The 19253-nt window shown below is 67.1% G+C and carries 20 protein-coding genes; 8 read left to right on the top strand and 12 right to left on the bottom strand.

Going from position 1 to position 19253, the window contains the following annotated elements:
• Positions 1–343: 343 nt before the first annotated feature.
• The gene (locus tag ABD912_RS01510) at positions 344–595 is read left to right on the top strand and encodes a hypothetical protein (protein WP_345147949.1); all 252 of its coding nucleotides are present in this window, start codon (positions 344–346) and stop codon (positions 593–595) included.
• A gap of 291 nt (positions 596–886) precedes the next feature.
• Here the strand turns inward: ABD912_RS01510 and ABD912_RS01505 are convergent, their stop codons facing one another.
• Positions 887–1939, bottom strand: coding sequence for a PDDEXK nuclease domain-containing protein (locus ABD912_RS01505; protein ID WP_345147947.1), 1053 nt, complete (start codon positions 1937–1939; stop codon positions 887–889).
• 479 nt (positions 1940–2418) lie between these two features.
• On the opposite strand from ABD912_RS01505, the gene ABD912_RS01500 reads away from it, so the two are divergent.
• Positions 2419–2709, top strand: coding sequence for an HNH endonuclease (locus ABD912_RS01500; RefSeq protein WP_345147945.1), 291 nt, complete (start codon positions 2419–2421; stop codon positions 2707–2709).
• Positions 2710–2873: 164 nt separating this feature from the next.
• On the opposite strand, the gene ABD912_RS01495 is transcribed toward ABD912_RS01500, so the two are convergent.
• The 7 genes from ABD912_RS01495 to ABD912_RS01465 form a co-directional block, all read right to left on the bottom strand.
• Positions 2874–3128 (bottom strand): hypothetical protein, encoded by a 255-nt coding sequence (locus ABD912_RS01495; protein WP_345147944.1) that lies wholly within the window; start codon positions 3126–3128, stop codon positions 2874–2876.
• A gap of 112 nt (positions 3129–3240) precedes the next feature.
• Entirely contained in the window at positions 3241–3726 is a 486-nt protein-coding gene (locus ABD912_RS01490; protein ID WP_345147942.1) for a hypothetical protein, read from the bottom strand.
• Positions 3727–3760: 34 nt separating this feature from the next.
• Entirely contained in the window at positions 3761–4717 is a 957-nt protein-coding gene (locus ABD912_RS01485) for an amidohydrolase family protein (RefSeq protein WP_345147940.1), read from the bottom strand.
• Positions 4707–5390 carry a 4-carboxy-4-hydroxy-2-oxoadipate aldolase/oxaloacetate decarboxylase gene (ligK, locus tag ABD912_RS01480; RefSeq protein ID WP_345147938.1) on the bottom strand — a complete coding sequence of 228 codons (684 nt, stop codon included), beginning with the start codon at positions 5388–5390 and terminating at the stop codon, positions 4707–4709. Before ligK ends, ABD912_RS01485 begins: the two co-directional genes overlap by 11 nt.
• Before the next feature lie 18 nt (positions 5391–5408).
• The gene (locus tag ABD912_RS01475; protein ID WP_345147936.1) at positions 5409–6434 is read right to left on the bottom strand and encodes an amidohydrolase family protein; all 1026 of its coding nucleotides are present in this window, start codon (positions 6432–6434) and stop codon (positions 5409–5411) included.
• Positions 6431–7648: a 4-oxalomesaconate tautomerase gene (locus ABD912_RS01470; protein WP_345147935.1), complete on the bottom strand. Its 1218-nt coding sequence runs from the start codon at positions 7646–7648 to the stop codon at positions 6431–6433. The genes ABD912_RS01475 and ABD912_RS01470 overlap by 4 nt, the downstream gene beginning before the upstream one ends.
• A gap of 45 nt (positions 7649–7693) precedes the next feature.
• Positions 7694–8656, bottom strand: coding sequence for a catechol 2,3-dioxygenase (locus tag ABD912_RS01465; RefSeq protein WP_345147933.1), 963 nt, complete (start codon positions 8654–8656; stop codon positions 7694–7696).
• A gap of 245 nt (positions 8657–8901) precedes the next feature.
• Between ABD912_RS01465 and ABD912_RS01460 the strand changes: the two genes are divergently transcribed.
• The 6 genes from ABD912_RS01460 to ABD912_RS01435 all read left to right on the top strand — a co-directional run bounded on the left by ABD912_RS01460 (position 8902) and on the right by ABD912_RS01435 (position 14703).
• Positions 8902–9867: an ABC transporter substrate-binding protein gene (locus ABD912_RS01460; protein WP_345147930.1), complete on the top strand. Its 966-nt coding sequence runs from the start codon at positions 8902–8904 to the stop codon at positions 9865–9867.
• Positions 9864–10742: an ABC transporter permease gene (locus ABD912_RS01455; RefSeq protein ID WP_345147929.1), complete on the top strand. Its 879-nt coding sequence runs from the start codon at positions 9864–9866 to the stop codon at positions 10740–10742. The genes ABD912_RS01460 and ABD912_RS01455 overlap by 4 nt, the downstream gene beginning before the upstream one ends.
• Complete coding sequence (locus ABD912_RS01450; protein WP_345147928.1) at positions 10739–11512, top strand: ABC transporter permease; 774 nt, start codon at positions 10739–10741, stop codon at positions 11510–11512. Before ABD912_RS01455 ends, ABD912_RS01450 begins: the two co-directional genes overlap by 4 nt.
• Positions 11513–11594: 82 nt before the next feature.
• Positions 11595–12386 carry an ABC transporter ATP-binding protein gene (locus ABD912_RS01445; RefSeq protein ID WP_345147950.1) on the top strand — a complete coding sequence of 264 codons (792 nt, stop codon included), beginning with the start codon at positions 11595–11597 and terminating at the stop codon, positions 12384–12386.
• A 109-nt stretch (positions 12387–12495) separates the two neighbouring features.
• Positions 12496–13155 (top strand): GntR family transcriptional regulator, encoded by a 660-nt coding sequence (locus ABD912_RS01440; RefSeq protein ID WP_345147927.1) that lies wholly within the window; start codon positions 12496–12498, stop codon positions 13153–13155.
• 201 nt (positions 13156–13356) lie between these two features.
• Entirely contained in the window at positions 13357–14703 is a 1347-nt protein-coding gene (locus tag ABD912_RS01435) for an MFS transporter (protein ID WP_345147926.1), read from the top strand.
• Positions 14704–14985: 282 nt separating this feature from the next.
• On the opposite strand, the gene ABD912_RS01430 is transcribed toward ABD912_RS01435, so the two are convergent.
• The 4 genes from ABD912_RS01430 to ABD912_RS01415 form a co-directional block, all read right to left on the bottom strand.
• The gene (locus tag ABD912_RS01430) at positions 14986–15465 is read right to left on the bottom strand and encodes a DUF3500 domain-containing protein (RefSeq protein WP_345147924.1); all 480 of its coding nucleotides are present in this window, start codon (positions 15463–15465) and stop codon (positions 14986–14988) included.
• Positions 15466–15546: 81 nt separating this feature from the next.
• Positions 15547–16362: a hypothetical protein gene (locus ABD912_RS01425; protein WP_345147923.1), complete on the bottom strand. Its 816-nt coding sequence runs from the start codon at positions 16360–16362 to the stop codon at positions 15547–15549.
• Positions 16363–16637: 275 nt separating this feature from the next.
• Positions 16638–17567, bottom strand: coding sequence for a hypothetical protein (locus ABD912_RS01420; RefSeq protein ID WP_345147922.1), 930 nt, complete (start codon positions 17565–17567; stop codon positions 16638–16640).
• On the bottom strand, positions 17564–18718 hold the full coding sequence (locus ABD912_RS01415; protein ID WP_345147921.1) for a site-specific integrase: 1155 nt from the start codon (positions 18716–18718) through the stop codon (positions 17564–17566). The genes ABD912_RS01420 and ABD912_RS01415 overlap by 4 nt, the downstream gene beginning before the upstream one ends.
• Between the last annotated feature and the right edge of the window lie 535 nt (positions 18719–19253).

Below are 19253 nucleotides of genomic sequence, written 5' to 3'. Positions count from 1 at the left end.
CGGGCTCCCTTGCCCAGCCGTTGTTGTACTTGCGGGCCGACGAACCAAAGCCGATAACGGCGCATACGTCAGCAGAACCCAACCAACCGCGTACAGGCACACGAGATCGGACAACGCTCTCCGATTGCTCCGCTTATCGAAGCCCTCGAGCTGCGGCTGAAGTGGTGCCCGGATAGCGGCCCAGGGCCGCAAGCCGACGATATCGAAAACGCGGAAGGCAGGCTCGGTGAGCGCGGCGTCCGCTCGGGACCTGTCATTCCCCTGTCCCGGGGCATACGGTTGGCGCGACCCACCATCAGGAAACGGGCGTTTCCGCCGTGGCCTACAACGGAAGGCAACATCGATGGAGATGAACGTCAGGGACAACTGGTTCAGACTCAGTCCCGCCACACGGCAATGGTTCACCGACAATCCCGGGTGTGTGCTCCTGCCACGCACACTGGTGGCAACGATCAACACGGAAACCAACGGAGGCGCCGACTCCGACGAGCACGGACAAACGACACTCTCGGAGGACGACCGTGCCTTTATCCGTGCCCAGCTCGGCCCGGACCCGGGACCGGAACACGTGTTCTTCGACGCCGCACGGCCCTGAACAGGACAGGATCACCGCTCCGGCCTCCATCTCCCCTGGAGCGACCCGGTGCCGGCTGCGGCCGGCACGGCCAGCTGATGCCACAGGGGTTTCGCGGCGCACGACGCGACCGGAGGCAAAGCGGCCACCGCAGATTCCGGCACGAATCCTGCGGGGGCCATTAAGTCATTCTTTGCCCTAGGGGCAGGCGACGAAACGCCGGTAACGGCACTTACTTCACGACCCGGGACCGAGGGTTCAGATCCCTCGGTCCCGGTTCACCTAAGAGTGACGCTGCCGCCGGGGAACTGATTAGGGTTCCTCTGCGGTTTCGGCGTCCGGGGTCCAGGCCAAGGCCGCGGTGAGGTCGTCCTCGCTGGGCAGGGCGGCACGCTCGGCGGCCGGCAGCGTCGCGTAGGTGAAGGTCGACACCGCCATGGGCGCATCGGCTTGGTTCAGGGCATAACGGACCGTGTGCTCGTTCCGGCTCCCGCACACCAGGATCCCCACCGTGGGGGCATGGGCTTCCCGGCGAAGCCGGTCATCAACCAGGGCAACGTAGAACTGCAGCTGCCCGATGTGCTCGGGCTTGAACTTGCCGGTCTTCAGCTCGATCACCACGTACCGCAGCTGCTCGACGTGGAAAAAGAGCAGATCGACATAGAAGTCGTCCCCGCCGACCTCGAAGTGGACCTGCCGGCCCACGAACGCGAACCCGGGACCGAGTTCCTGAAGGGTCTCGACGATCCGGTCGGTGAGGGCCTGTTCGAGGTCGCGTTCGGCGACCTCGCCGGACAGGTCCAGGAACTCGAACACGTAGGGGTCCTTCGCCGCCTGCTGGGCAAGCTCGGAATCCGGGTGGGCGAGCTGGCGGGTGAAGTTCGACGGCGCGGTCCCGGTCCGTTCCATCGACCGGTTCATCATCATGTTCAGCAACACGTTGCGCGACCACCCATACTCGGCCGCGGCCGCCGCGTACCAGTGGCGCTGTTCAGGGGTCTCCGCCTTGTCCAGGATGGTGCGGATATGGCCCCACGGCAATTGCGCCACAGCCTGTGGCACATTTGCCCCGCTCCCCCACGCCTCGGCCATGGTCCGCATGTACTGTAGGTTCCGCAGGGAAAAGCCCTTCATGCCGGGGAACTCGGCCCGCAGGTCCTCGGCCAGCCGGCGCACCACGCCCGCACCCCACCCCTGGGCCTCCTGCCGGGTAAGGATGTCCCGCCCGATGGACCAGTACAACCCGATCAACTCCGTATTGACCGTGCGCCTCGCGGCGGCCTGCGCCTGACGCACCCGGTCCTTCAGGGCCTCCAGCAGCTGGGCGTAGTCATCGGGCAACGGGGCAATCTGGGACGGTGTCACCCCCAAACCCTATCCAAGGACCCGCCAGACACCCGCCCGAACCACCCCGGGTCCGTCGGGGTCGCCTTTCCGGACGGAATCTTCACGCGCGGCACGCTCTCGACACTCCCATCCCCTGAGGGACCGGGGCAGAGTCCCTGAATTAGACTCTTCCAGACTCTTGAATGGATGAGGGGATCCGGTTGATCGTTTGACGGGATCAGATGGGGAACTTGGGGATGCTGCGCAGGGCCGAAAATGTCACACTTACTCACCGCCCCGGCTTTTGGACCGGGAAGGGCCCTGTTGTGCTGTACATCGGCAGGCAATCCTACGTGCTTGGCAAGATCTCCAAGCAGGAATTCGTTGAACGCGAAGAACGCTACTGGCAGTATCCCACTGCCGTAGTGAGGCTCAATGGCCGACGATATTGGCGGTTTCGGGACAAGTTCTATTGGGAGAATGAGGGACTGAGGGCCGATGAGGTCCACGCCCTGATCGTGACTAGGGAACAGCGCAACAGGCAACGAATCGACCGCGCCCAAGCAACGGTCGCCATGGGGTCGGCGCCACGAAACTCTCCCGTGCGCAGGGCCATCCCCGATGACCTGAAGCAGTACATCTGGGCCCGCGACGAAGCCCGGTGCCGCAGCTGCGGCTCGACCACCGAGCTGCAGTTCGACCACATCATTCCCCTGGCCATGGGCGGCAGCAGCAACGCCGAGAACCTTCAGATCCTGTGCGGGCCCTGCAACCGATCCAAGTCCGCGGGACTGACCACCCGCCGCTAAGGTCCACGCCCGGAACCACCTGCGCCGCGGGCAAACCAGGGACTCGTCAGGCCCGGTCCGGGCAGGCCGCTCCCCGGGCCGTCGCGGCCTGCCCCTATGAGTCCGTGTCCTCACCGACCGGGACGTCGCGGATGGGTCGGCGGCCCGTGACCGCTTCGGCCACGTCAAACCAACGCGGCTCGCGCCATGACCACGTGTCCTGGCACACGATGCTGGTGCGGCGGGAACCGTCCTTGAAGGATCAGGCGTCCGTCCGGCCTGAGTTCAATGTATGGCCGAAAGGTCAGCAGGATGACCAGCACGGTCAGTGACCCGATGAAGGCCCATCCCAGCGGGACCTCCGAGGCAGGCATCTCGCCGCGCCCTACGAAGTACATGGTGGAGAACTGCTGGGACAGGGAAATCAGGATGGCCGCCATGCCAGCGATACGAATCCACCACCGTACCTGCCACCTCTGCCGATCTTCCATGCCATCAGCCTAGGGCCGCTCCCCAAGGTCTCCCGGCGCGCTTCGCGCTGGAAGCACCTCCCTACGGGTCATGGCCAAACGCCGTTAAGGAGCTTCGAGCCTCCCGGACCCCAACCTTGATGGCAGCGATGTGGCTGGCGGCTTGCTTCAGAGGATGACCGGGTCCAGCCGTGGGGGTTCGTAGTCTCGCGGCGGGCGGGTCAGCCAGAAGTTTTCGGGGCTTCCCGGACGGGGCATGCGATCGTCCTGGGAGGTCCAGAGGATGATGTCCAGCAGTCGCAGGTCGGTTGCTGCGTCCCCACCGGTCGGCAAGCCAACTGGCGACCAGCGAGCCGAGAAACATGCCGATGAACGAGAGGGAGGTGACGTAGGCGATCTGGTTGATCGTGACGCCCCACAGGCTCACGAGCTTGGGGACAGTGGTGGCGAAGCTGTTGATGTCCGCGAACTCGAAGAAGTAGGCGAAGGAGACGGCGACCAACGTGATTTTGCGCAGCCGGGAGATGGGCAGCCGGTCGAGCCGGTTCGCCGCATTGGAGTGCATCATTGGAATCCTCTGGGAACGGTGAGAGGTAGGGTGCCTAGGCCTCGTCGCCCGGCCAGTAGAGCCGCATCGGATTGGCCACCAGGAGCTTGTGCTGCTGTTCAGGGGTGACCGCCACCTGCGGAATGTAGTCGACCAGCAGGCCGTCTTCGGGCATGTGCCCGGCGAGGTTGGGATGGGGCCAGTCGGTGCCCCACAGGACGCGGTCAGGGAACTCTTCGATGACCCTCCGGCCGAACGGCACGGCATCCGTGTAGGCGTGCTGCTCACCGTTCAGGGCCCCCGGCCCGCTGACGCTGAGCCGTTCCGGGCAGCTGACCTTGACCCAGACATCGTTGCGGTCGACGAAGCGCAGGAACCTGCTGAATTCGGGGCCGTCGACGGGCTTGGTCACGTCAGGTCGTCCCATGTGGTCCACCACGAGCGAGGTGGGGAGGGAGGCGAAGAAGCCTTCGAGACCTTCCAGGTCCGCGCCTTCGAAGTAGATGACGACGTGCCAGCCCAGCGGGGCGATCTTCCGCGCGATGGCCGCGAGGTCCTCCTGCGGGGCGGAACTGACCAGTCGCTTGAGGAAGTTGAACCGCACGCCCCGCACGCCGGCGTCATCCAACCTGCTCAGTTCCGCTTCGGAGATGTCTGGCCGCACGGTGGCGACGCCGCGCGCCAGGCCTCCGGAGGAGCGCACCGCGTCCACCATGGCGCTGTTGTCGGCGCCGTGGCAGGTTGCCTGCACGATGACGTTGCGGCTGATACCCAAGTGGTCGCGGAGGGCGAAGAGTTGATCCTTGCTGGCGTCGCACGGCGTGTATTTCCGCTCCGGAGCGAAGGGGAAATCGGCTCCGGGGCCGAAGACGTGGCAGTGGGCGTCGACGGTGCCGGCGGGCAACCGGAAACGGGGCTTGGAAGGGTTGCTGTACCAGTCCAGCCAGCCGGGCGTCTTGGTGAAGGTCGTCTCCAAGGGGGTCCTACGGTCCGGTTCGGTGTCAGTCGACATAGCGCAGTCCCGCGGCGGCCAGCGGCTCGCGCATGCAGTAGATGTCCAGGCCGAGTTCGCCGGCGGCAAAGCGCCGCCGCTTGGACTCCTCGTTGTCCTCGCGCTTGCGGGCGGCCTCGGCCACTTCGGCCGCGCGGGCGGCGGGCACGACCACGACGCCGTCGACGTCGGCAACCACCACGTCGCCCGGGGTCACCAGGGCGTTGGCGCACACCACGGGGATGTTGACCGAACCCAGCGTGGCCTTGACGGTGCCCTTGGAGTTGATGGCGCGGCTGAAGACCGGGAAATCCATCTCCTGCAGGGTGGCCACGTCCCGGCAGCCGCCGTCGATCACCAGCCCCGCGGCGCCGCGGGCCTTGAGGGAGGTGGCGAGCAGGTCGCCGAAGAAGCCGTCCTCGCTTTCGGTGGTGCAGGCGGCCACCAGCACGTCGCCGGGCTGGACCTGCTCGGCCGCCACGTGCATCATCCAGTTGTCGCCGGGCTGCAGCAGCACCGTCACGGCGGTGCCGCACAGCTTCGCGCCCGGGTAGACGGGCCGGATGTAGGGACGCATCAGTCCCAGCCGGCCCATGGCCTCGTGGATGGTGCTGACGCCGAATTCCGCGAGGGCCTTGACGTCAACGGCGGCGGCGCGGGTGATGGTGCGGTGGACGACTCCGAGTTCCTGCATGGTGGTGCGCTCCTGTGGCTAGCGGCCCTGCTGCTTGAGCAGGGCGTTGAGGCGGGGGTAGACGGTGCGGGCGTTGTGTTCCTGGATGGCTGCCAGATCCGGTTCGTCCAGCCCGGCGGCTTCGACGTACCGTGCGGTGTCGTCGAAGTAGTGGCCGGTGCAGGGGTCGATGTCCCGCACGGCGCCGATCATCTCGGACGCGAACAGGATGTTCCGGGTGGGGATGACGTCCAGCAGGAGGTCGATTCCCTGCTGGTGGTAGACGCAGGTGTCGAAGAAGACGTTGCCCAGCAGGTGCTCCTCCAGCGCGGGCTTCTTCAAGGCCATGGCCAGGCCGCGGAAACGGCCCCAGTGGTAGGGAACGGCGCCGCCGCCGTGGGGGATGACCAGCTTCAGGGTCGGGAAGTCCGCGAACAGGTCTCCCTGGATCAACTGCATGAACGCGGTGGTGTCCGCGTTCAGGTAGTGGGCGCCGGTGGTGTGGAACGCGGGGTTGATGCTGGTGCTCACGTGGACCATGGCCGGGATGTCGTACTCCACCATCTTTTCGTAGATGGGGTACCAGTACCGGTCGGTCAGCGGCGGGGCGGTCCAGTGGCCGCCGGAGGGGTCCGGGTTCAGGTTCAGGGCCACCGCGCCGTATTCCTCGACGCAGCGGGTCAGTTCCGGAAGGCAGGTGGCCGGGTCCGTGCCGGGGGATTGCGGGAGCATGGCCGCCGGGACGAAGCGCTCGGGGTAGAGCTGGCTAATGCGGTAGCACAGCTCGTTGCAGATGGCTGCCCACTCGGCCGAGGTTTCGAAGCCGCCCACATGGTGGGCCATGAAGGACGCCCGGGGCGAGAAGACCGTGAGGTCGATGCCGCGTTCGTCCATGAGGCGCAGCTGGTTCTGCTCGATGCTTTCGCGCAGCTCGTCGTCGGAAATTTTCAGGTCGGTGCGCGAGGGCGCCAGGGACGGGTCCCTGAGCCCGGCGATCTGGCGGTCCCGCCATTGGCCGAGGGCCGGCGGGGCCGTGGTGTAGTGGCCGTGGATATCGATGATCACAGTTCTTGCTCCTTGGACGCGGTGTCCGTTGGGTTCCAGAGGTGACCCGGGACCATGACGTCCCCGGCCATGATGAGGCGGGCGGTGCGGATCAGCGCGGACCTGGCCACGCGGGTGGGGTCGGCCGGGTCGAGTTCCAGTTGGACGGTGAACTCGCCGCTGGGGTGTTCCACGGAAACCGGCACAGCAGACGCGGTATCAGGCAGCGAGGCAACGTCATGGGCCACCGTGCCCCTCAATACCGCCGCGGTGCCCACGGTGACGGCGGCCAGCACCCCGATCGACTCGTGGCAGACGTGCGGGATGAAGCTACGCGTGCCGATCGCTCCCCCGTATTGCGGCGGGGACACCAGGGTCATTTTCGGATAGTTCCTGGCGGTCACGTCGCCCAGGCCCATCAGTGCGCCGCAACTGATCCGCAGGGCTTCGAGGCGGTCCTTCAGTTCGGTGTCCTCATTGAGGTCGACGACCGGCTCCCTGCCGGTGCGCTGCAGGGAGACTGCGTTAAGGATCACCAGCGGCATGCCGTTGTCGATGCAGGTGACGTCCACGGCCCCGAAGCCTTCGATCTGGACGGTGTCGCGCAGGTTGCCGGTGGGCAGCAGGGCGGTGCAGACCGAGCCGGCGGTGTCCAGGAAGTTGATTTCGACGGCGGCGGCGGTCCCGGGGACGCCGTCGATCCTGGCGTCCCCGCCGTACTCGACGTACCGGTCCGCTGCTCCCGTGGGGGTAGCCGGACCCGCCGGCGTCGAAATGGTGATCTCCGCGGTCAGCCCCGTGTTCAGGGTAAGGACCCGGGCGGTGGTGGTGTCGTGCTGGGGCGCCAAAAGCCCCGATTCGACGGCGAAGGGCACCACGGCGGCGAGCATGTTTCCGCAGTTGGCAGTGGTGTCCACCGTGTCGCTGTCCGGCTGAAGCTGGGCGAACCGGAACTCGAGGTCGATGCCCGGCCGCTGGCTGCGTGACACGATCCCGGCCTTGCTGGTCAGCGGATGCGCGCCGCCCAAACCGTCGATCTGCCGCGGATCCGGCGAACCCATGGCCCCCAGGAGGAAGGCGTCACGGGCGGCCGTGTCCTGCGCCAGATCATCGGACCGGAAGAACGGGCCCTTGGAGGTGCCTCCCCGCATGTACCAGCAGGGAACGGCGAGCTGGCTGCCCAACAGGCGCGGTCCCGCGGCCGGCGCGGGCGAGGTGAGCGGGTGGAGCGTCACGGGTTCCCCCCTTCGGTGGGCTTGCCTTGGTGGTCAACGGAGCAGTCAGTGCGCGGGGACGGCCACCGGCGGGGTGCCGTGGGTGTGGAAGGTCTCGATGGTCTTCATGCCCCATGCCTGGCCCTTGGCCCGGTCCGTCTCGGTCCACTCCACGGTCTTCCAGTCCGGGGCCAGGATCATGCGGGCGCCGGAGTTGCAGAACTCGATCCGGTTTCCGCCGGGCTCGTAGACGTACAGGAAGAAGGTCTGCTGGATGGCGTGCTTGTGGGGGCCGGACTCGATGTGGATCCCGTTTTCGAGGAAGATGTCCGCGGCCTTGAGGATGTCCTCGCGGGTGTCGGTGGCGAAGGCGATGTGGTGCAGGCGCCCGTTGCTGCCGGTCCAGTCCTCGCTGTAAACCAGGTCATAGCTCTTGTTGGTGAAGGTGAACCACTGGGCGCCGAGCTTGCCGCTGTTGAGGCGGATCTGTTCGGTGGCGCGGCCGCCGAGGGATTCGGCCACGAAGCTGCCGTTGAGGGCGACGTCCGCGGCCAGGAAGTTCACATGGTCCAAGCGGCGGGCGTTGACTCCGGTACCGGGGAACCTGTCCGCCTGGTTCTTCAGCGCCGGCCGTGATTCGGCGGTGGGGACATGCCACTCGGATTCGAAGTAGATGTCCATCGGGTGCCCGTCCGGGTCGGTGAAGGCGTAGGTGGGGCCCAGCCCGGGGCCGCCGTCGTGCCAGCCGATGCCGTGTCCGCTGGCCTCGATCGCCGCGACGCGGCGTTGCAGGGCAGCCTCGCTGGCCGCGCGCAGCGCCACCTTGCCCACACCCGACGTCGGGCTCGCCGTCAGCTTGATGGTGTGGTGTTCGTAGTCGTCCCAGGCGTGCAGATACACCGAATCACCGTCACGGCCCACTTCGCGCATGGCCAGCAGCTCGGTAAAGAACCACAGGCTCTTGTCGAACTCCGGGGTCAGCAGTTCGACGTGGCCCAGGTGCGCTACGTCATGGAAGGCGTCGTTCATTGTCACTGTCCTTTGGTCATCGGGGAGGGCGTTCGCCGAGCGACGCCGTTGCATGTAGCGAGTAAAGCATTTCGCTCGCTATATTGTCAACAATATAGCTAGCAAAGAAGGGGCATAAATAATTCGCAGACTGCCACGAAACAATCTTTACGAATATCCATCACTAAATTGTTGACAACATTGCCAACCGCCCATAGCTTGATCCTGTCGTAGTGATGCGCACCACATCTAGCTAGGGGATTGATATGAAGTCGTACAAGGCCGCAGCGGCCGTTGCCGCCCTCCTCCTCACTGCGGGCTGCTCCTCGGCGCCGCTCTCGCAGGGGCAGGCTTCCGCCGAGGCCGGCGGCGGGCAGCAGATTCAGGTGGGGGTCATTCCCATCGTGGACGTGGCGCCCATCTACCTGGGCAAGGAGCAGGGGTTCTTCGAAGACGAGGGGCTGTCGCTGGAGCTTGTGTCCGCGCAGGGCGGAGCGGCCATCGTCCCGGCCGTCACCAGCGGAACCATGGACTTCGGATTCAGCAACGTCTCCTCGATGCTCCTGGCCAAGTCCAAGGGGCTGGACGTCAAGATGGTGGCCTCCGGCGCCAGCTCCACCGGCGAGGACGGCAAGGATTTTGGCGGGATCCTGGTGGCCAAGGACAGCCCGCTCACGTCGCCCGCGGACCTTGCCGGCAAGACGGTGGCCGTCAACACCCTGAACAACATCAACGACACCACGGTCCGAGCCTCCGTCCGCAAGGCCGGCGGCGATCCGTCCACCATCAAGTTCGTGGAGCTGGCGTTCCCCGACATGCAGGCGGCCCTGGAAAGGGGCCAAGTGGACGCGATCCAGGTGGTGGAACCGTTCCTCACCGCCGGCACGGGTGAAGGCGCAAAACTGCTGGCCTCCAACTACGTTGACGCCGCGGACGGACTCACCGTGGGAGCCTACTTCACCACCGCTGCCACCGCCTCCGGCAACCCGGAGCTCGTCAAGAAGTTCACCGCGGCCATGGAGAAGTCCCTGCAGTACGCGCAGGACAACCCCGACGCCGTGCGCAGGATTCTGCCGACCTACACCAAGATTGACGCGGCAACGGCCGAAAAGCTCACCCTTCCGGGCTTTTCCATGGAGATCAACCGAGCCTCTGTCGAAGAGCTGGTTACCCTCTCCAAGGGCGACGGAGTGCTGGCGGACGACGTGAACCTGGATGAGCTGCTCCCATGACCCACGGCCCCATGAGGCTCGACACCGCCTCCGCCGGGCCGGCCGGCGTCACCGCCGCGGCACCGGCCGCCGCCGGTGCACGCCGGCGGCGGCCGGGGCGGAAGTGGCCCGCCAAACAGCTTTTGGGCGTCGCCGGCATCCTCGGATTCCTCCTGACCTGGGAGGCGATACCGCGGCTGGGGCTCATTGAGGCACGCTTCCTGCCGCCGGCATCGGAGGTCATTGCCGCCCTGGCCGTCGATCTCCAGCTGGTCGCCTTCTGGGCGGCCGTGGGAGAGACCCTGCTGGCCTGGTTCCTGGGACTTGCGTCCGCCATGGTGTTGGCGCTGGTTGCCGGGTTTGTCGTGGGATCCTCGCACTTCCTGCGCCGGTTCACCAATTCAACCGTTGAGTTCCTGCGCCCCATCCCCTCCGTTGCCCTGATTCCCCTGGCCGTCCTGCTGTTCGGCGTGAAGATCCAGTCGTCGATACTGCTGATCGTCTACGCGGCGTTCTGGCAGGTCTTCATCCAAGTGCTGTACGGAGTGGCGGACGTGGATAACGTGGCCATGCAGACGGCCCGCAGTTACGGGCTGCCAGCGGCGGCCCGGGTGCGGTACGTGGTCTTCCCGACGGCGCTGCCCTACCTGATGACGGGGGTCCGCCTGGCCGCTTCCGTTGCCCTGATCCTGGCCATCACGGCGGAGCTGGTCATTGGTTCCCCGGGCCTGGGACGGGAAATTGCCCTGGCCCAATCAGGCGGAGCCATATCCGGGATGTACGCCCTGATTCTTGCCACCGGACTGATCGGTGTCCTTATCAACCTGCTGATGAGGTTCATTGAGCGCAAGACCCTCTCCTGGCACTCCTCCATCCGCTCCGAGGTGATCGTTTGAGAATCGCAAAAGGCGTCCTGTACATCTTGGGCCTGCCGGCCCTACTGGTCCTCATCTGGTGGGCGTCAACCCTGGGCGCCAAGAGCTTCTTCGTCCCCACGCCGGGCACGTTGGCCACCACGTTCGCGGAAACCTGGTTCGGCGAACGGATCTTTTCGGATGTGGCGCCGAGTATCCTGCGGCTCCTCGTCGGCGTCTCGGCCGCCATCATCGTCGGCATTCTGGCCGGACTCCTGATCGGCTCGGCCAAGTGGCTTCGCGCCCTGACCGAACCGGTGCTCGAATTTTTCCGGGCCGTTCCGCCGCCCGTGCTGGTGCCGGTGCTGATGCTGTTGATGGGCATCTCCGATTCCATGAAGGTGGTCGTCATCATTTCGGGCTGCATCTGGCCGGTGCTTCTGAACACCGTCGAGGGTGTGCGGGCCATCGACGGCGTGCTCTCCGATTCCGCCCAAACCTACGGCATCAGTGGCTGGGCCCGGGTCCGGTACCTGGTCCTGCCTTCGGCGGGGCCGCAGATCCTGGCCGGGGTCAGGCAGTGCCTCTCGATCGGCCTCATCCTGATGGTCATCTCCGAGATGTTCGCATCGTCCTCCGGGCTGGGCTTCACCATTGTCCAGTTCCAGCGTTCCTTCGCCGTTCCTGAAATGTGGTCAGGCATCGTGATCCTGGGCCTGATCGGCGTCGCGCTGTCCTTCATCTTCCAATTCACCGAGCGCCGCATCCTGCGCTGGTACCACGGCCTGCGAGAGGTAGAAAATGCAGTCTGACATCAATGAAACAAGCGGCTTGGCCGGTGGACCGGCCGCCGAAACGTTCGGCGCCGGCCGGGTCCTGGCCGAGGGGAAGGCAATGCTTTCGGTCCGGAATCTCAAGAAGGTCTACCAGACCGACGGCGGCCCGGTGGAAGCGGTCCGCAATCTCACCTTCGACCTGCGGGCGGGGGAGCTGGCCTGCCTCGTGGGACCTTCCGGCTCCGGCAAAACGACCCTGCTGAAGTGCATTTCGGGCCTGATGGCTCCCACCGAGGGGGAGGTCCTGCTCGACGGGGCCAAGGTCACCGGCCCGCCAAAGAAGATGGCGGTGGTGTTCCAGGAGTACGGCCGCTCGCTGTTCCCGTGGATGCGAGTCCACGAGAACGTCGAGCTCCCGCTGAAGAACCAGGGCATGGCCAAAACGGAGCGGAACCGGTTGGTGGACGAGGCGCTGGAGGCAGTGGGCCTGTCCCACGTCCCGATGTCCTACCCCTGGCAGCTCTCCGGCGGCATGCAGCAGCGCGTCGCCATCGCCCGTGCCGTGGCGTACCAGCCCGAGGTGCTGCTGATGGACGAGCCTTTTGCCGCCGTCGATGCCCAGACCCGGGCCGACCTGGAAGACCTCATTCGCACCGTCTGGAAGAAGCTGGGCGTCACCGTACTTTTTGTCACGCACGACATCGACGAGTCGGTCTATCTGGGCGAACGGGTGATCATTCTGTCCAGTTCACCCACCGTCGTGCAGGAGGACCTGGTCATCGACCTCCCGGAAGAGCGGGACCAGCTCAATACAAGGGCCCTCCCGCGCTTTACCGAGTTGCGCCACCACGTTTACGAGCAGATCCAGCTGGCCAAGACCGGCCGTCGCCCCGCTGACGCAATCCGCTGAGCCGTGGCCCGGCGGGATTGCAGGAGCGCGTGCCTCCGGGTGGAGTACCCTGAAGAGAGAAATTGTTAGCAATGTCGGTGGCTGCGTGGCCGGCTGGAAGGCGTTTAGCGTGGAAACTCGGGACCGGGTGTCTGTCGGCACATTAACGGCGGCGGAAGTGGCGGATTTGCTTCGCAACGCCATCGTCAGCGGAGACCTGGTACCCAACCAGCGGCTGGTGGAAAGCGATCTTGCTGCCGAGTATGGGGCCAGCCGGGGGAACATCCGGGTGGCGCTGTCCGAGCTTAGCGTTGAAGGCCTCGTGGAACGCGTGCAGAACCGTGGCGCCAGAGTGCGGGCGGTATCCGTCGACGAGGCCGTGGAAATCACCGAGGTCCGGGCGGCGCTGGAAGCATTGTGTGCGAGGAAGGCGGCCGAACGCATCACGGACAGTGAGATCGGCGAGCTGCAGCGACTCGCCGAACGCATGAAAGACGCCGTGGACCGGGGAGACCGGGAATCCTACTCGGAGTGCAACCAGATACTCCATGCCAGGATCATCGCCATCAGCGCCCAGCAGACGGCAGCGGCAAACATTCAGCGGCTGCGTGGCCAGGCGGTCCGGTTCCAGTTCCGGCTGGCACGCCAGCCGGGCCGGCCGGCGGTGTCCTTGCCACAGCACCTGGCCATCATCAAGGCCGTCTGCGCCCATGACCCGGCCGCGGCCGCCGAGGCCATGAGGTACCACCTTGAAAGCGTTGCCGACGTCATCCGCTCCAGCAATCCCTAGGGAACCCGTCGCCACCAACCGCTCAGCTTGCTTCGCCACGGCCACTGCCGCCCCTGCCTTACGGCACGAGCGGCAGTGGCCTTCGGCTTTCTCTGTCAAATAAATTGTTAGCAATTTTATTGAAGTGATTGTTATCACCCGGTAGAGTGATGCAAAGCCCAACGGCTTGTCCCCTGCATCACCTCCGAAAGGGCAGCGACGATGCTTCCTGAATTTTTTACCCGCCGTGCGCCATCGTCCGCCAAGGTGGCCACGCTGGTCGTATCCCTCTGCTGGCTGCTTGTTTTCTTCGACGGCCTGGATCTCTTCGTCTACGGCGCAGTCCTTCCGGACATGCTCGGGGACCCGGAGTTTGGCATGTCCGCCTCCTCCGCCGGCGACGTGGGCAGCGTAGCCACGTTCGGCATGCTGCTCGGCGCACTGTCGGCCGGCATGGCCACGGACCGGATCGGCCGCAAGCGCGTGCTCCTGCTGTGCTGCATCGTCTTCTCGGTCGCATCCGGCCTTTGCGGCATCGCCCCCGACGTCATTACCTTTGGGGCGGCCCGGCTGATTGCCGGCATCGGGCTGGGCGGGCTGCTTCCCACCGCCATCGCCCTGGTGGCCGAGTACGCACCGGCCGGCCGCCGAAACCTCCTGATCGGCGTCCTGATGACCGCCCACCACGCAGGCGGCATCGCTGCTTCGACCCTTGGCATCTGGCTGCTTGAGGATTTCGGCTGGCGCACCGTGTTCCTCATCGGCGTGCTTCCGCTCTTCATCGCCGCGCCGCTCGTGGCGCGCTTCATGCCGGAATCACTGGCCTTCCTCATGTCCAAGGGCCGCACCGCTGCCGCTGAACGACTCTCGCAGCAGTACGGGCTGCCCCTTCCGGCTCCCGAGGAATCGCGCGACGGCGCGCCCCGCAGGGCATCCCTGGCCCAGCTCTTCAGCCGCGACCGTTGGCGGGTCACCACCCTGTTCTGGCTGACCTCCTTCGCCGGCCTGCTCCTGGTTTACGGTGTGAGCACCTGGCTGCCGTCCCTGATGCGTTCGGAGGGCTACAACCTGGGATCCGCCCTGGCCTTCCTCCTGGTGATCAACGGCGGCGGCATCGTGGGCATGTTCGTGGCCGGGCGGATCGCGGACCGATTCGGCCCCGTGCGCGTAGCCACCATTTGGTTCGCCCTCACCGCCGCGAGCGTCTACTCGCTGGGGGCGCACCTTCCGCTGGCTGCCACCTATGTCCTGGTGTTCGCCGCGGGGGTGTTCCTCTTCAGCGCACAGACCATGGTCTACGCCGCCGTCGCCCACGTTTACCCCACCTCCAGCCGGGCCACCGCCATCGGCTGGACCACCGGCATCGGCCGCTTCGGGGCAGTCTTCGGCCCCTGGATGGGCGGACAGCTGTTTGCCACCGGCAACCAAGGGTGGGGCTTCGGCATCTTCGCCCTGTCCGCGGTGTTTGCCACAGCCACGCTGCTGGCCCTCAGCCTCGTGGCCAAGAACCGGCAGGATGCCCAAAAGCACGGCGCCGCCACTCGGGAACCGTCCCTCGCCGGCGGCTGAACTTAGTATTGGCCCAAGCCCCGCCGCCCCTTCTGCGAACCAGTTGGGACGGCGGGGCTTCTGTCTTGGCGAGGTTCCGCGAGGGCCGATCACTTACAGCTTTAAGGGGACCGTTCTCTAATTCTCGAGCGCCTCATCACCGCTTGACTGGAATCCCCTTAGGCAGGCTCTGAACGCCACCCAGCGGACCTGGGGGATAAGGGCGCATACATGGATCGATCAGCGGCCTGTCAGAGGAGGCTCGAGGATCGGTCAGCCCCCGCGCGGGTGATGCCGTCCTGCCTAGGGAGCTCCACCGTTGGGGGGACCTCCCATGCTGGCTGCTTCCTGCTGGGTGGCACTGTTGGCGTAGTCGTTGGTTGGGTCGCGGTAGATGGTGTGGATGTGTCCCCACCCCGCCGTGGTGTAGCCGGTGACGTCGGCACCGGCGGAGCCCTGCTGGTTGGAGAACTCGATGTAGACGTCCGGACCGGAGATCTGGAAGTAGACGCCGTCGCCCTGGCTCATGTTGTACTCGGTCGCGCCCGACCAGTTCACGTACGTCTCGTCGAGCGTCGCTTCGATCTTCGCCAGCGCCTTCGTGGTGGTCTCCTCGTCGGACAGTCCCACCCAGTTGGCGATCACGTCAAGCAGCAGCTGCTTCTGCTCGTCGGTCAGGTCGGAACCGGCGAGCCCGGTTCCGGTCGGGTAGGTGCAGGCGCCGCCAGGTGCGCACACCAGGTTCTTCACCTCCGATCCCTGGTACAGCTTGTCCTCTTGCACGTCAACGCCTAATGACCCGAAGTGTCACCAACCTCCTGGCCAGGTACACCTGGCGGGTGGAGCCTGGACCCGCACCTTTTGCTAGGGACGCTCAGCTCCGGGCCTTATGGCTCCGCGCAGACTGACCACGAACCGCTGCTGCCCGGCGGCAATGGTGAAGGTTCCGGTGTTGCCGGCCCGGGTGGCACCCTCGTATTTCACGCTCACTCTTTTCGTCTCTCCCGCCCGGATCGTGTACATCCTGGGGCTGATGATGAAATGGCCGTCATCGGCCGCGTTGACGGCGATGGTTTGGCGCGAGCCTTCCCTGTTGCGGACCTGGACGGAGCCAACCGCGGTGTCCCCGAGGAACTTGGCGTTCAGGACCAGACTGTCGGGGTTGACCCTGATCCCACCCGGCGCGTCCCAGCTGTCCGGGAATCCGGTGGGAAAATTGGGCGGCCCTCCGGCCAGGGCCAGGGGAAAGGGGCCGGTTCGGACTTCGTGGGAGAAGTTGGCCCCGTGCCACTGGGCCCGGCACCAGGACCTGACGGTCCCGGGGATCTTGGAGCCAAGCACCGCCCACTCCTGCTTGGCGAGCTTGCTGCCGCTGTATCCGGTGGCCGATTCCCGGTAGAAGGAATGCACCTGCTGCCCCACGGCCTGGTCCTGGCCGGCGCCCGGCTCGAGCGCCGTGGTCGGGAGGAAGTAGAAGTTGTCGATCGCCGCGTACTCGAATTGACTGCCCAGCGTCGTGATCCGTGCCCCGATCTTCCTTCCGACAAGGAAGTCGCTTCCGGTGTACGCCTCGAAACGCATCCGCTGCCCGTCGGGGGCACGATATTCGACCACGGAGAGGTCCGGGCTCTCCCACCGCTGCACGCCGTTCTCATCGGCTACATGCTGAAGATCGGGCATTTCAGGTCCCCCTCGGCCTTCCCGGACGGGTGAACGGACTATCTGGAGTTGGAGGGCACCGGAGCGACCGTTGCGACCGGGTGTTCGGCGTCAGCCGTTGCGGCCACATGAAGGGAAGGCGGCGCAGATTCATGGCTCAAAGGTAGGGCAGGAGAAGCCGAGAAAGAACGCCTGGCGTGCTCCTGTTCCGAACCAACGCCCGGCGCGGTCGGTCCCGGGTTGGCCGGGTACGGTCCTGGCCGGCCCCAGCTGCAGCACCATCCGGCCCCAAACACCTAGCGGCCGCCAATCCGGTTCAGCATGGCCAGGGTTTCTTCGATGGCCGTGTCGGAGGCGGCCAGGGCGTGGGCGGCCCGAGTGTCGAGCAGCTCCAGGATTCCGGCCAGCTCGTCCAGGCTGGCGCGCTGGTAGTCTTCCCGAACCTCACCTCGAGGCTCCTGCCCGGCGTTGGGGTCCGGAACGGGCGGGCGGGAGGCGTCCTGGCGGTGGGCCAGGACGGCGGAGACGGTGCGGGCGCTGACCGGTTCCCAGTCGGCGAGCCACCCGTGTTGGTCGATGCCCGGCAGCAGCACCGTGGTCGGGGGAAGGCCCGCGTGTCCGGAGGCTTGGGTGCAGGCGTGGGTGCTCATCGTTCGGTGCCCGGCCAGGGCCGAGCGGACCGAGGCCCTCCCCCGCTCGTCCCAGAGGATGAGGACCGTCAGCCAGCGGGCGAGGGCGCAGGCAGGACACCCCTCCGGCTCCGGTGCGCGGGGTACGGACAGGCCGCGGACCGTCCAGGCGCCGTCCGGGTGCCGGTGGATGTCGGTCACGCCCACGGTGCGGGCCGTCTCCCGGGTGAGGCGGCAGGCGCCGGCCAGGACCGCCAGGTAGGCGTCCCGGCGCCCGGCCAGCCCGGCCGGCCAGCCGGCGGTGGGGCAGCGGGTCAGGGTGCCGGTGAGGTCCAGCCACCCCTCCCCCTCCCGCCACGGCAACGCGCCGGCGGGGTCGGGCAGGGCCAGGACGTGCCCGGCCTGGCGGTGGATGCGCCGGATGACCTGCAGGCGTTTGGCCCGGGTGGCCGGGGCCGCGGGGACCTCGGCGAAGAAGGCGGCGAGGGTGTCGGCGGTGGCCGGCAGGGCCGAGAGCCCCGAGGCCTCGCACCAGTCCCTGAACAGCCCCCACACGGGAGGCAATGTGGCCTCCCTGCTCACGGGCACCCTGCTCACAGGCCTATGCTGGTGACGGCGTTGCCGACCAGGGGCGCGTACTCGCGGTCGTACACGGCCAGGACCGTGTCGCTCTTGTGGCCGGTCTGGCGGCGGATGGCCCTCGAGTCCGCCCCGGCGCGGAAGGCCTGGGTGACGAACCCGGCCCGCAGGGAGTGCCCCCCGTACCGGGTGGGGTCCAGCCCCGCCGCGGCCGCGCGGCGCTTGAGCATCTCGTTGACCGCATGCCCGCTCATCCGTGTCGCCTTGACGGCTCCTCCCCCGGCCAGGGACCTAAACAGGGGCAGCTCGGAGTCGGTGCGGGCCCGCTCCCGCCGGCAGAGGTGCGTGCCCGGATCCCCGGATCCGCGCACGGCGCGCATCAAAGCGACCCGCCCGCCGTCCCCGTCGACGGCTTCGAGCAGGTCCATCCACCGGTAGAGCGCGCAGGGGGCGCAGGTGAGCGGGTCGTGCCCGAACGGCAGGGCCTTGATGAGCCCCGCCCCTTCCTGGTCGGTCTTGGACCGGCGCACCCGCAGGTGCACCCCGTCGTGCCGGGACGGGATCACGTCGGACAGGTTCAGGGCTGCCAGTTCGGAGCGCCGGAACGCGCCGGCGAACCCGGCCAGCAGCACGGCCGCGTCCCGGGCCGCGGCCACCGCGCCCGGCCAGGCCGGGGTGGCGAGAGAACGCAGGATGAGTTTCAGGTCATCGGTCAGCAGCGGATCCACCCGCCGCGGCGCCGCCGTGCGCTCGCGCCGGATCGCGCGCAGGGCGGCCCGGGCCACCTGCCCGCCCGCGCCCGGAGCCGGCACCCCGGCACTCGCGTGGGCGGCATTGAGGGCCGCGGCCCGCCGGGTCAGGGTGGAAACCGCATACGCCGGGGTCCCGTCGGGGCGCACCGTCGCGGCAGCCTCGGACAGGTAGGCGATCACCGTCTCCGGCGCGGCCGGCAGGGCCACGTAGCCTTTCGCGGCGCACCAGGCGCTGAAGGAGCGCCAGTCGGAGGCGTACGCCCGCCGGGTCGCGGCCGAGACGGAGCCGTCCAGGGTGCGCCGCACCCGCTCCGCGTCCGCGGCCGCCAGGACCGCTCCCGGCAGGGCGGGCAGCCCGGCCGCCGGTTCGCCGACACCGGGAAGCAGGGCGCGGACGGGGGTCGACAGGTCGGTCACGCAGGCTCCATTCGGTCGCCGCGGGGCGGCTTTGGCGGTTTCGGGCCTCAGAAGGCCCCGTCCCCACCCTACCGCCGGTAATCCCCATTACCGGCGGCATGAATCCGGGGTCTTGAAGCGAGAAGGACGGGCCGGACAACGGGCGTCACCGGCCTCCCGCCCGCGGCAGGGCGGGCGTGGATTGGCAGGCCTCCTGTCCGCCCGAAGCGCCTGTTTGATGGCCAACGCGCGTGTCCCACCGGCAGCGGCCTCGCCCGTGAAAGCCCGGAACGGACCGGCACGGCCTGTTGGGCGCTCCTGGTCCGCGGGATCGGGGTATCCGCGCCCGTGCCGGCGAGGGCGACTCCGGTCGCGAGCCCAGAGGCGGCTGGAGGAGATGCTCCTATGGAAATCCCATCCCCCTTCCCGGACTCTTGGCTGCAATGCAGCCGGCAATGGTCACCAGTCTTGACGCCGATAACGGCGCCTATGGAGTGTCAGCGAGGACGGGCGCCCGCTGGGCGCGGGCTGCGACGCGCGGGAGGCAGCACGCGCC

The sequence above is a fragment of the Arthrobacter ginkgonis genome (assembly GCF_039540195.1).
GTDB classification, from domain to species: Bacteria; Actinomycetota; Actinomycetes; order Actinomycetales; family Micrococcaceae; genus Zafaria; species Zafaria ginkgonis.
The sequence above is the reverse complement of the archived record's forward strand: the minus strand, read 5'-3'. Positions and strand labels throughout refer to the sequence as shown.

Bases quoted from the DNA above. Each gene is read 5' to 3' on its own strand.
- ABD912_RS01510 (WP_345147949.1), top strand. From the start codon at position 344: ATGGAGATGAACGTCAGGGACAACTGGTTCAGACTCAGTCCCGCCACA.
- ABD912_RS01495 (WP_345147944.1), bottom strand. From the start codon at position 3,128: ATGGCGGCCATCCTGATTTCCCTGTCCCAGCAGTTCTCCACCATGTAC.
- ABD912_RS01490 (WP_345147942.1), bottom strand. From the start codon at position 3,726: ATGATGCACTCCAATGCGGCGAACCGGCTCGACCGGCTGCCCATCTCC.
- ABD912_RS01485 (WP_345147940.1), bottom strand. From the start codon at position 4,717: ATGTCGACTGACACCGAACCGGACCGTAGGACCCCCTTGGAGACGACC.
- ligK (WP_345147938.1), bottom strand. From the start codon at position 5,390: ATGCAGGAACTCGGAGTCGTCCACCGCACCATCACCCGCGCCGCCGCC.
- ABD912_RS01465 (WP_345147933.1), bottom strand. From the start codon at position 8,656: ATGAACGACGCCTTCCATGACGTAGCGCACCTGGGCCACGTCGAACTG.
- ABD912_RS01460 (WP_345147930.1), top strand. From the start codon at position 8,902: ATGAAGTCGTACAAGGCCGCAGCGGCCGTTGCCGCCCTCCTCCTCACT.
- ABD912_RS01455 (WP_345147929.1), top strand. From the start codon at position 9,864: ATGACCCACGGCCCCATGAGGCTCGACACCGCCTCCGCCGGGCCGGCC.
- ABD912_RS01445 (WP_345147950.1), top strand. From the start codon at position 11,595: ATGCTTTCGGTCCGGAATCTCAAGAAGGTCTACCAGACCGACGGCGGC.
- ABD912_RS01435 (WP_345147926.1), top strand. From the start codon at position 13,357: ATGCTTCCTGAATTTTTTACCCGCCGTGCGCCATCGTCCGCCAAGGTG.
- ABD912_RS01425 (WP_345147923.1), bottom strand. From the start codon at position 16,362: ATGCCCGATCTTCAGCATGTAGCCGATGAGAACGGCGTGCAGCGGTGG.